The organism is Cupriavidus sp. USMAHM13, from assembly GCF_001854285.1.
Classification (GTDB): domain Bacteria; phylum Pseudomonadota; class Gammaproteobacteria; order Burkholderiales; family Burkholderiaceae; genus Cupriavidus; species Cupriavidus malaysiensis.
The window spans coordinates 1,497,396-1,509,294 of the sequence record NZ_CP017751.1 but is presented as its reverse complement, the minus strand read 5'-3'; the positions used below and the strand labels follow the sequence as shown (position 1 = coordinate 1,509,294).

Genomic DNA, 11,899 nt, shown 5'->3' with positions numbered 1-11,899 from the left:
GCCACAGGCGCAACAAGACCGAGGCATTTGTCATGGCGTCAAGCCCCAACCGCCGCAAACTCCCGCTGCTCATCCTCGCCGCGCTGATCCTGCTCGCCCTGATCTGGTTCGCCGCCGGCTCGCTGGGCCGCATGCGCGCCCCCCAGCCCGCCGCGGCCGTCCCCGCCGTCAAGGTCACCACCGCGCTGGTGCGCGAGGAAGATGTACCGATCCGCCTGACCGGCGTCGGCACGGTGCAGCCCGTGGCCACCGTCACCGTGCGCTCGCGCGTGGACGGCCAGCTCGACCGCGTGGGCTTCACCGAAGGCCAGGACGTGAAGGCCGGCCAGATGCTCGCGCAGATCGACCCGCGCACCTTCCAGGCACAGCTGCAGCAGGTCCAGGCACAAAAGGCGCGCGACGAGGCGCAGCTCGCCAACGCGCGCCTGGACCTGCAGCGCTACGAGGGCCTGATCAAGGAAAACGCCACCACCCAGCAGACGCTGGACACCCAGCGCGCCACGGTCAACCAGCTCGCCGCCGCGGTCAAGAACGACGAGGCCCAGGTCAACTACGCCAGCGTGCAGCTCGCCTTCACCACCATCACCGCGCCGATCTCCGGCCGCGTCGGCGCCCGCCTGGTCGACCCTGGCAACATCGTGCACGCGACCGACACCAACGGCCTGGTGGTGATCCGCCAGATCGACCCGATCGACGTGGTCTTCACGCTGCCGGAAGAATCCTTCCAGCGCATCAACCGCGCCATGCGCGCCAGCGGCGACAAGCCGCTGGCCGTGACCGCCAGCGAGCGCGCCTCCGGCGAGGCGCTCGGCAGCGGCGGCCTGATCCTGCTCAACAACACCATCGACACCACCTCGGGCACGATCCAGCTCAAGGCGCGCTTCGCCAATCCGTCCCACCTGCTGTGGCCCGGCCAGTACGTCAACGCCGCGCTGGTGGTCGATACGCGCAAACAGGCCCTCACCATTCCCGCCGCCGCCGTGCAGCGCAGCCAGAACGGCCCCTACGTGTTCGTGGTCCAGGCCGACCAGACCGTACGCCAGCAGGACATCGCGCTGGCCACCATCCAGGACGGCAAGGCCATCGTCGACAAGGGCCTGAACGCGGCCGACCGCGTCGTGGTCGACGGCCAGTACAAGCTCAAGCCCGGCTCGCGCGTGGCCGAGGGGCAAGCCCCGTCCAGGACCGCGGCCGACGCTTCGGCCGCGCCCGCCGGAGGCAGGAAGTCATGAGCCTTTCCACCGCCTTCATCAAGCGCCCGATCGGCACCACGCTGCTCGCCATCGCGCTGGCGCTGATCGGCGTGGCGGCCTGGCCGCTGCTGCCGGTGGCGCCGCTGCCCCAGGTGGATTTCCCCACCGTGCAGGTCTCGGCCAACCTGCCGGGGGCCAGTCCGGAAACCATGGCCTCCAACGTGGCACAGCCGCTGGAACGGCAGTTCTCGCTGATCGCGGGGCTCACGCAGATGACCTCGTCGAACTCGCAGGGCACCACGCAGATCACGCTGCAGTTCGACCTGAACCGCAATATCGACGCCGCCGCGGTGGACATCCAGGCGGCCATCAACGCCGCCAGCGGCCAGCTGCCGAGCAACCTGCCCTCGCCGCCGACCTTCCGCAAGGTCAACCCGGCCGATGCGCCGATCCTGGTGCTGGCGGTGCAGTCGGACTCGCTGCCGCTGACCGAGGTCAACGACTACGCCGACAACATCCTGGCGCAGCAGATCTCGCAGATCTCCGGCGTCGGCCTGGTCAATATCGGCGGCCAGCAGAAGCCGGCGGTGCGCATCCAGGTCGATCCGCAGAAGCTGTCCTCGATGGGCATGAGCCTGGAGGACATCCGCGGCGTGATCGCCAGCACGACGGTGAACCAGCCGACCGGCAGCACCGACGGCACGCACAAGGCCTTCAACGTCTACACCAACGACCAGCTCACCAAGGCCTCGCAGTGGAACGACATGGTGCTGGCCTACCGCAACGGCGCCCCGGTGCGCGTGCGCGACGTGGGCGTGGCGGTCGATGCCCCCGAGAACATGAAGCTGGCCGCCTGGGCCTTTGCCGGCGCCGGCGTGCCGGAAGGCAACACGATCCACAACGGGCGCGCCATCATCCTGGCCATCACCAAGCAGCCGGGCGCCAACGTGATCGAGACGGTCGAGCGCGTCAAGGCCGCCCTGCCCCGCCTGCAGGCCTCGATCCCGCCGTCGGTGCGGGTCAACACCATCGCGGACCGCACGCAGAACATCCGCGCTTCGGTGGCCGACGTACAGTTCACGCTGGTGCTGACCATCGCGCTGGTGGTGATGATCATCTTCGTCTTCCTGCGCAACCTGCCCGCCACGCTGATCCCCAGCGTGACCGTGCCGCTGGCGCTGATGGGCACGGCGGCCGGCATGTACCTGCTCGGCTACAGCCGCGACAACCTGTCGCTGATGGCGATCACCATCGCCGTGGGCTTCGTCGTCGACGACGCCATCGTGGTGCTGGAGAACATCTACCGGCATGTCGAGGAAGGCATGGCGCCGATGGAAGCCGCCATCAAGGGCGCCGCCGAGATCGGCTTCACCGTGGTGTCGATCTCGGTCTCGCTGGTGGCGGTGTTCATCCCGCTGCTGCTGATGGGCGGCATCGTCGGCCGGCTGTTCCGCGAGTTCGCCGTGACAGTGACCATGACCATCCTGGTGTCGGTGGTGGTGTCGCTGACGCTGACGCCGATGCTGTGCTCGCGCTACCTGCGCCACACACCGTCCGAGCGGCACGGCCGCCTCTACCAGCTGTTCGAGCGCGGCTTCGACGCCATGCTGGCAGCCTACCGGCGCGGCCTGGACGTGGTGATGCGCCACCAGTTCCTGACGCTGTGCACCTTCATCGGCACCGTGGCGCTGTCGGCCACGCTGTTCGTGATCATTCCCAAGGGCTTCTTCCCGCAGCAGGACACGGGCTTCCTGTTCGGCTTCGCCGAGTCCGCCCAGGATGCGTCGTTCAAGTCGATGAACGCGCGCATGATCCAGCTCGCCGACATCGTGCGCGCCGATCCCGACGTGGCGGCGGTCGGCATGCTGGGCGGCCAGGAGACCGTCAACACCGGCCGCGTCTTCATCAGCCTGAAGCCCAAGGAAGAAGGCCGCACCGCCACCGCCGACGAGATCATCGCGCGGCTGCGTCCCAAGCTGTCCCGCGTGGAAGGCGCCAACCTGTTCCTGCAGGCCGGCCAGGACATCAACGTGGGTGGCCGGCTGTCGCGCACGCAGTACCAGTACACGCTGATCGACGCCAACCTGGACGAGCTCAACGACTGGGCGCCGCGCATCCTGGAGCGCTTCCGCAAGCTGTCGCAGCTCACCGACGTGGCCTCCGACCAGCAGAACGGCGCCGCCGCCGCGCGCCTGACCATCGACCGCGCACGCGCCTCCAGCTTCGGCATCACGCCGGCGCTGATCGACGCCACGCTGTATGACGCCATCGGCCAGCGCCAGGTCGCGCAGTACTTCACGCAGATCAACAGCTACCACGTGGTGCTGGAAGCCACGCCCGCGCTGCAGGAAGACCCGAGCCTGTTCGACAAGCTCTACGTCACCTCGCCGCTCACGGGCCAGCAGATCCCGCTGTCGACCTTCGTCAAGATCGACACCGACCACACCGCCTACCTGTCGATCAGCCACCAGAGCCAGTTCCCGGCCGTGACGATCTCCTTCAACCTGGCCCCCAACGTATCGCTGGGCGAGGCGGTCAAGGCGATCAACGACGCGCTGGCCGGCATGGGCCGCCCGCAGACCCTGACCGGTGCCTTCCAGGGCACGGCGCAGGCCTTCGGTGCCTCGCTGGCCTCGCAGCCCTACCTGATCACGGCGGCGCTGATCGCGGTGTACATCGTGCTGGGCCTGCTCTACGAGAGCTACATCCACCCGCTCACCATCCTCTCCACGCTGCCGTCGGCGGGCGTGGGCGCGCTGCTGATCCTGATGGCGGGCGGCTACGATCTCTCGGTGATCGCGCTGATCGGCATCATCCTGCTGATCGGCATCGTCAAGAAGAACGGCATCATGATGGTGGACTTCGCGCTGGTGGCCGAGCGCGAGAAGGGCATGACGCCGCAGGAAGCCATCTACCAGGCCTGCCTGCTGCGCTTCCGCCCCATCATGATGACCACCATGTGCGCGCTGCTGGCCGGCCTGCCGCTGATGCTCGGCCACGGCGCCGGCTCGGAACTGCGCCGCCCGCTGGGCTACGCCATGGTGGGCGGCCTGCTGCTGTCGCAACTGCTGACGCTGTACACCACGCCGGTGGTCTACCTCTACCTGGACCGCCTGCACTACTGGTACATGCGGCGCAAGGCACGGCGCTCCGGCGGGGCAGGCGACCCGCACGCCCTGGCCGGCAAGGCCGACTGAGGCGGTGCGCGCGGGCGGCGGCGGCTTGCGCCGCCCCTGCCCGCGCCTGCCGGCCTCTCCTCCCCGTCCTCTCCCGTCCTCTCCCGCCCTTTCTTCCGCCCTTTCTTCCGCCCCAACCTCAGGCCGTCACCTCGATGAGCCCGTGCATGTCCTCGTGGCCGCTGCCGCAGAACACATCGCACAGGAAGGTGTAGCTGCCCGCCTTGGGCACCATCGCCGGCAGGCGCACGGTACGGCCCGGCACCAGGTCGGCGCGGATGCCCAGCTCGGGCACGGAGAAGCCCATGAAGGTGTCCTGCACGGTCAGTTCGAACACCACCGGCTCGCCCGCGCGCAGGGCGATGCGATCGGGCGTGAAGACGAAGCGGCGGGCATTCACCGCGATCACGCGCGGCGCTGCCGCCGCGCCCCGCACCAGCAGCGGCGTACCGGCCAGCGCCAGCGCCCCGGCCAGCGCACGGCCCACCCAGCGGCGTCGCTGCGGCGACGCGATCTTCGCAGCATCAGGCATGATGATTCCCCCTCTGGTCCATTCCTCTCGTCCATTCCTCGCGTTCATTCCTCACGCCCGCTCCGGCGCCGCCGCCAGGATCGGCTTTTCCACCAGCGCCACGTCGGCCGCGTCCGGCCCCAGGCTGACGCTGCGCCAGCCCAGCCCGCGGTAGGGCTGCGCCGGATCCCACGGCACCGGCTGGCGCTGCGGCTGCGAGCCCGCCACCGGCAGCGGGAACATCAGCGAGCGCGCCGCATGGTGGGCGATATGCCCGGTCATGTGGTGGTGCTCCTGGTGGATATGGCCGTAGAAGACCGTCACGTTCGCGTGCGGCATCAGGCGCTCGACCACCTGGGCACCGTCGCGCGTGGCCCAGTCCCATTGCGGATAGAGGTCGAACAGCGGCCGGTGCGTGAACAGCACGATGCGCGCATCGCGCGGCTGGCGGGCCAGGTCCTGCGACAGCCAGTCGAGCTGCTCCTGCCCGACCCGGCCGGCCGGGTCCGACACATTGTCCAGCACGATGAAGTGCACGCCCTTGTGATCGAAGACGTAGTGCGTGGGGCCGAACAGTTCGCGGAAGGCCGCGCCGCCATCCAGCCCGGCGTCGTGCTCGCCCGGCATCAGGTGCAGCGTGTGCGACGCCGCCAGCGGTGCGACCACGCCCTGGAACTCGCGCATGCGGCGGCGCCGCTCGTCGGGATCGTCGACGCTGTGGGTCAGGTCGCCGGTGAAGATGATGAAGTCGGGCTTGGCCGGCAGCGCCTGCACCGCCGCCACGGCCTTGGGCAAGGTGCCGCGCGCATCGGGATTGGCCGGCCCCTGGAAGCCCCAGTGCGCATCCGACAACTGCACGAAGTAGAAATCCTCGTCGCGCGCCGCCGCCCAGCCGGGCAGGGCCGACGCAAACACGGCGCCGCCGGCGGCGCCTGCCAGGCGCAGGAAGTCGCGCCGGTTCCACTGATGGTTCATGGTGACTCCTTCGCAAGAAAAAGGTGCTACACCTGTTGTACCGGCGCGCGCGCCGGCTTATTCCCGCAACGTGCTCCGGCGGCATGCCGCCGCCGCGCCGTGCCGAACGGCACGCAGGCAGGCAGCGTGCCGCCGGGAATAAAGTGGCACGCGGCGCGGTATACCTTGGAAACCCGCCGGCGGACCCGGCCCCGCGTGCCACCGGCACGCGGCCCGGACCGGCGCGGCAAACCCCAAAGGAGGCATGTGGACGCTGCCGAACAGCGCCGTCGCTTCGAGGCCATCGTGCTGCCGCACCTGGACGCCGCCTACAACCTGGCGCGCTGGCTGTGCGGCGGCGGCACGGAGGCCGAGGATGTGCTGCAAGAGGCCATGCTGCGCGCCTACCGCTACTTCGACGCTTTCCACGGCGAGCAGGCGCGCCCGTGGCTGCTCGCCATCGTGCGCAACACCTGCGCCAGCACCTGGGAGCGGCGCGACCCGGCCCAGGCGGGCGACGGCTACGACGAGAACCGCGACGGCGGCGAAGCCCTGCCCGGCTGGCAGGAACCCGCGCTGGCCGGACCGGAACAGTGGCTGCTGCGCGCCGAGGACGTGCGGCTGGTGCGCGAGGCGCTGGCACGCCTGCCGGTGCCCTTCCGCGAAGTCATCGTGCTGCGTGAACTGGAGGACCTGCCCTACCGCGACATCGCCCGCATCGCCGACGTGCCGATCGGCACGGTGATGTCGCGCCTGGCGCGCGCGCGCCGCCTGCTGGCGGACACCGTCACCGCACTGCGCACCGGGACACGGCCCGCGACGCGCCAGGCGGAGGCGGCGCGGAAGATCGACGCCGGCCTCGCCGGCAAGGAGACTGGCCATGGAATGCCGTGACGCGCGCGCCCTGCTGCAGGCCGGGGCCGACGACGAACTGGGCGCGGCCGAGTCGCTCCGGCTGGAACAGCACCTGGACGGCTGCCCCGGCTGCCGCGCCGAGCTGCAGGCCCTGCGCGCGCTGCGCGCCGCGGTGCGCGAGGGCGCGCCCTACTATCGCGCCGATGCCGCGCTGCGCGCGCGGCTGCTGGCGGCCCTGCCGGGCAGCGTGGCGATACCGCAAGCCGTGCCGGCCGCCACGGCCGCGGTGCATACCACCGCGCATGCCGCCACGCGCGGCGCCACCGAAAACGCCACCCATGACGCCACCCATGACGCCACCCATGACGCCACCCATGGCATCCCGGAACGGGGTAACGGCGTGCCGGCCGAGCATGCCCGGCCGGCACCGGCGCCCGCGCGGCAGCCGGCGCGCGCCCGGCCCCGCTGGCTGCACTGGCTGCGCTGGTTCGACTGGCCGCCGGCGGCCAATGCCGCGATGGCCGCACTGACCGTCGCCACGCTGTCGCTCGGGCTGGTGCGCTATGCACAGTTGGGCCCCCAGGCCGACAGCCTCGCCAACGCCCTGGTCGACAGCCATGTGCGCGCCCTGCTGTCCGGCCGCAGCTACGACGTGGCCTCGTCCGACCGCCATACGGTCAAGCCCTGGTTCAACGGCCGCCTCGACTATGCGCCACCGGTCTACGACCTCGCCACGCACGGCTTCCCGCTGGTGGGCGGCCGCCTCGACCACGTGGCCGGACGCACCGTCGCGGTACTGGTCTACCGGCGCAACCTGCACCCGATCGACGTCTTCGTGCTGCCGGCGGACGCCGCCCGGCAGGCCGGCGCCATGCCGGTGCTGCGCGACGGCTACGTGCTGGAAAGCTGGCGCGCCGGCGACATGCGCCTGTGGGCCGTCAGCGATGCCGGCGCGCCGGAGCTGCGCGGACTGCGCGAGGCGTGGCTGCAGGCTTACGAGGCCGACATGGCGGCGTCCGGCGACACCCCGCGCTGACGCGGCCGCCTCGCGCCGGCACTCAGGCCGGCGCCTCCGCAAAGCGGACACAGTTGCGCCCGGCGCTCTTGGCCTCATACAGCGCCGCATCGGCGGCCTGGATGAGCTGCTCGGGAGGATCCGAGGCGCCCACCGCGCGGGTGGCGCATCCCACGCTGACGGTCACGTGGCCGATCCCGGCGGGCACCTCCAGGCGCAGCCGCGCCACCGCCTGCCGCGCGCGCTCGGCGACCGCGAGCGCCGCCTGCTCGTCGGTGGCGGGCAGCACCAGCGCGAACTCCTCGCCGCCGTAGCGGGCAACGAAGTCCGGCCCGCGCCGCACGACCGAGGCCAGCGCATGCGCCACCGCGGCCAGGCACTGGTCGCCTTTCCAGTGCCCGTAGGTATCGTTGTAGCGCTTGAAGTCGTCCACATCGATCATCAGCAGGGAGAGCTGCTGCCCGCCATGCGCGGACCGCTCCAGCTCGCGGCGATACTCGACATCGAAGTAGCTGCGGTTGTACACGCCGGTCAGGGCATCATGCATCGAAGCCTGGAGCAAGGAAGCGTGGGCCGCGAACAGGCGGCCATAGAGCGCGGTGACCTCCCAGACCAGCGCGCAGACCAGCACGCCCGGCGCGAGCATGCTGAACAGGCGCGCCAGGTACCAGCCGAGCGTGAAGCGGGCCGGGCTCAGCAGGTTCAGGGTGGTATCGGTAAAGCACGCCAGCACGGCGATCGCCAGCCACAGATCCAGCACGGCGCGCAGGCGCCCGCCCAGGATAACGATCGTGACCGCCAGCGCGTTGAGCAGCCAGACCACGGTGGCGGTGCGGTAGGCGATCACGCCCACCACATGGTCCGGCAGCCCGAAGTCCGGCGCCTCTCGGGTATGCACGGCCAGCAGCCCGAGCAGCGCGGCGGCCAGCACCGGACCGCCGACCAGGACCAGCTTCCACCATCCGGCCTGCCGCGCGGCGAACAGTCTCGCCTGCAGCCGGTCGCGCGCCAGCACCGCCACGATGACGAAGAACGGGAAGCCGCCATGCCAGTACACCCACATCCAGGCCGCGCTATGCGGATTGGCGCCGAACAGGCCGGCCGGGGTGAACACGCCGGGGAACATCAGCAGTTGCAGGGCGACCGCCAGCGCGGTGAAGGCGTAGGCACCGCTGAGCGCGCCGAGCATCGGCTGCCGGGTGGCATGGAACTGCGCTCCCAGCAGGTAGGCCGCGATGCCCGCGGTGGTGAACACGGTCAGCGCGCACATCGGCATGAACGGCACGACCGCCGGCAACGGCAAGCTCGCGCGCGGCGACGCCGCCACCAGCGCGAGCAGGATCAGCAACGCGGCGGCGCCGGCGAGCAGAAGCTGCACGCGCGACGCGCGCTGTATCAGCAGGCCATCCATCGCAGTCGTCCCACTTCGCCTCCCCCCGCGCCCGGGTGTCGTACCTCCGCTTCGAACCCGCCGTCATGCGGGCACGCCTGGCCGGCCGCCGCAGCCTTGCTCGCGAGGTGTCTCCACAGCAAGCGATGCCGGATGCGGGCGGCCTGTATGCCGGCCCCAGCCGGCACATAGTCAATCTTGGCGCGGGTTTCCCGCGCGACCACCCTACTTTAGTTGGGTGTCCGGCGCAAACCCTATCGCGCTGGACGAAGCCGGCAGGATGCGCCAACACCAATCGCCAAGCACGAGGTCTTGGCTCCCTCTCCCCGCACGGGGAGAGGGTGGGGGTGAGGGGTGGTTTAGCAAGGTGCCACGCATGACGAAGCCGTCGGTGTGGTCCGGCACGCGAGCGCAGAGACGAAGCCGACGGTGTGATCCAAGCCGCTGCGGTCAGCCAGCGCCTGCCCTCACCCCCAGCCCCTCTCCCGCAAGCGGGAGAGGGGAGCGAACCGAAGCCGATGGCCTACTCCAGACCGCCACGGCCAGCTGGCGCCTGCCCCCCTTCAAGCCAGCACGAACGGCAGTTGCCGCTGCCGCTTGCCGGTGAGCCGGTACAGCGCGTTGGCCATGGCCGGCGCGATGGCCGGCACGCCGGGCTCGCCCAGGCCGGAGGGGTTGTCCTGCGAGGGCACGAAGAACACGTCGACCACCGGTGCGTCGGTGATGCGCGGCGGCGGGTAGTCGGGGAAATTGCTGTTCTTCACCACGCCGTTCTCGATCTCGATGGCGAAGCCGGGCTTGGTCATCGCCAGGCCGAACACGCAGGCGCCCTGGATCTGGGCCTCGGCGCTCATCGGGTTGACCACGCGGTTGGCATGCACGCCGGCCGTGACGCGGTGCACGCGCGGTTCGCCCTTGTCCAGCGAAACCTCGGCCACATAGGCCACCACCGAGCCGAACGACTCGTGTACCGCCACGCCCCAGGCCTGGCCCTTGGGCAGCTTGCGCTTGCCGTAGCCGGACTTCTGCACGGCGAGCTGCAGCGCCGCGCGCTGGCGCGCGTGCTTGGCCTCGTCGTAGTGCGCGAGGCGGTAGGCCACCGGGTCCTGGCCGGCCGCCTCGGCCAGTTCGTCCACCAGCGTTTCCTTGACGTAGGCGGTATGCGTATTGCCCACCGAGCGCCACCACAGCACCGGCACATCCACCTGCGGATGGTGCACGGAGAGCTGCAGCGGCAGGCCGTACTCGTTCTCGACCAGCCCTTCGGTCATGGTCGAGTCGACGCCCCCCTTGACCATGAAGGCCTCGAAGGGCGTGCCCTTGAGGATCGACTGCCCGACGATCACGTGGCGCCAGCCCAGCACCTTGCCCTGGGCGTCCAGGCCGATGCGCGCCTTGTGCACATGCAGCGGCCGGTAGTAGCCGCCATGGATGTCGTCCTCGCGGCTCCACATCACCTTGATGGGCTCGGCATGTCCGTTGGCGATCCATGCGCGCATCACCTGCGCGGCCTCGACCAGGTAGTCGGAGGTCGGCACCGCGCGGCGGCCGAAGCCGCCGCCGGCCATCATGGTGTTGAGCGTGACCCCGGCGGGCGCCAGCCCGAACACGCGCGCCACCGCGGCCTGGTCCACGGTCTGGAACTGCGAGCCGACCCAGACCTTGAGCGCGGTGGCCTTCTTGCCGGCCACCTCGGCCTGCAGCGTGCAGTTGAGCGGCTCCATCGGGGCGTGCGCCAGGTAGGGGAAGCGGTACTCGGCCTCGATGGTGCGGGCCGCGCTGCCCATCGCGCCCAGGTCCGCTTCGCGCGCCACCGTGCCGGGCTGGTCGGCGAGCTTGCCGTACTCATCGAACAGGGCCTTGCTGGAGACCTTGGAGCCGCTGTCCTCCCAGTCGATCTGCAGCGCGTCGCGCGCCTGGCGCGCCTGCCAGTAGCCGTCGGCCACCACCGCCACGCCGGTGCCGCCGCGGTCCACCGGCACCAGCAGCACATCGCGCACCCCCGGCATGGCGCGCGCCTTGTCGGCGTTGAAGGTCTTGACCTTGCCGCCGAAGCGCGGCGGCCGCGCCACCATCGCCACGCGCAGGTTGTCGAGATGGGTGTCGATGCCGAACAGCGTCGCGCCGCTCAGCTTGCCGCGCGCGTCCAGGCGCGGCACCGGCTTGCCCACCAGGCGGAAGCGCGCGGGATCCTTGAGCGTCACCTGCTGCGGCACCGGCAGCGCCATCGCCGCCTGCGCCAGTTCGCCGAAGGTGGCGCGGTGGCTGCCGGCGCTGACCACGCCCAGCTCGACCTTGCAGGCGGACGGATCCACCTGCCACTGCTTGGCCGCCGCGGCCACCAGCATGGCGCGGGCGCGCGCGCCCAGTTCGCGGTACTGCTGGAAGGAATGGTTCAGCGCGGTCGAGCCACCCGTCATCTGCATGCCGAACATCGGGTCCTTGTACGGGTCGCCGGCCGGCGCCAGCACGGCGCGCACGTTGCGCCAGTCGGCATCGAGTTCCTCGGCCAGCGCCATCGGCAGCGCGGTATGCACGCCCTGGCCGAATTCCAGCCGGTTGACGGCCACGGTGACGGTGTTGTCCGGCGCGATGGTAAGGAAAGCCTGCGGCGGTGCCGGCGGGGCCTTGGGGGCACCGCCTGCCTGCGCCGTGGCCAGGGCCGGCGCCACGCCCAGGGCGAGGCCGCCGCCGGCAAGGCCGGTCAGCTTGAGGAAGCCGCGGCGGTTCAGGGTGGCGGTGCCGGCCTCGCCGGCGGGACGGTTGCCGCCCGCCAGCGCTTCGAGTTCGCGGATGCGCATGTCT

At 70.8% G+C, this 11,899-nt stretch carries 8 protein-coding genes; 4 read left to right on the top strand and 4 right to left on the bottom strand.

What is annotated here, in order from left to right; translation table 11 throughout:
* Positions 1-32 precede the first annotated feature (32 nt).
* Entirely contained in the window at positions 33-1,232 is a 1,200-nt protein-coding gene (locus tag BKK81_RS06595; RefSeq protein ID WP_071011506.1) for an efflux RND transporter periplasmic adaptor subunit, read from the top strand.
* On the top strand, positions 1,229-4,390 hold the full coding sequence (locus BKK81_RS06590) for an efflux RND transporter permease subunit (RefSeq protein ID WP_071011504.1): 3,162 nt from the start codon (positions 1,229-1,231) through the stop codon (positions 4,388-4,390). Before BKK81_RS06595 ends, BKK81_RS06590 begins: the two co-directional genes overlap by 4 nt.
* Before the next feature lie 118 nt (positions 4,391-4,508).
* Here the strand turns inward: BKK81_RS06590 and BKK81_RS06585 are convergent, their stop codons facing one another.
* Positions 4,509-4,901 carry a cupredoxin domain-containing protein gene (locus BKK81_RS06585; protein ID WP_071011502.1) on the bottom strand — a complete coding sequence of 131 codons (393 nt, stop codon included), beginning with the start codon at positions 4,899-4,901 and terminating at the stop codon, positions 4,509-4,511.
* A gap of 51 nt (positions 4,902-4,952) precedes the next feature.
* Positions 4,953-5,855 (bottom strand): metallophosphoesterase family protein, encoded by a 903-nt coding sequence (locus tag BKK81_RS06580; RefSeq protein ID WP_071011500.1) that lies wholly within the window; start codon positions 5,853-5,855, stop codon positions 4,953-4,955.
* A gap of 246 nt (positions 5,856-6,101) precedes the next feature.
* Here BKK81_RS06580 and BKK81_RS06575 point away from each other — a divergent pair, with 246 nt between their 5' ends.
* The gene (locus tag BKK81_RS06575; protein WP_071011498.1) at positions 6,102-6,728 is read left to right on the top strand and encodes an RNA polymerase sigma factor; all 627 of its coding nucleotides are present in this window, start codon (positions 6,102-6,104) and stop codon (positions 6,726-6,728) included.
* Positions 6,715-7,725, top strand: a complete 1,011-nt coding sequence (locus tag BKK81_RS06570; RefSeq protein ID WP_071011497.1) for an anti-sigma factor family protein — start codon at positions 6,715-6,717, stop codon at positions 7,723-7,725. The genes BKK81_RS06575 and BKK81_RS06570 overlap by 14 nt, the downstream gene beginning before the upstream one ends.
* A 22-nt stretch (positions 7,726-7,747) precedes the next feature.
* Here the strand turns inward: BKK81_RS06570 and BKK81_RS06565 are convergent, their stop codons facing one another.
* Together BKK81_RS06565 and BKK81_RS06560 are read right to left on the bottom strand one after the other, a co-directional pair.
* Positions 7,748-9,115, bottom strand: a complete 1,368-nt coding sequence (locus tag BKK81_RS06565; RefSeq protein ID WP_071011496.1) for a sensor domain-containing diguanylate cyclase — start codon at positions 9,113-9,115, stop codon at positions 7,748-7,750.
* Positions 9,116-9,657: 542 nt separating this feature from the next.
* Positions 9,658-11,895, bottom strand: a complete 2,238-nt coding sequence (locus tag BKK81_RS06560) for a xanthine dehydrogenase family protein molybdopterin-binding subunit (RefSeq protein ID WP_071011494.1) — start codon at positions 11,893-11,895, stop codon at positions 9,658-9,660.
* Positions 11,896-11,899: the final 4 nt, after the last annotated feature.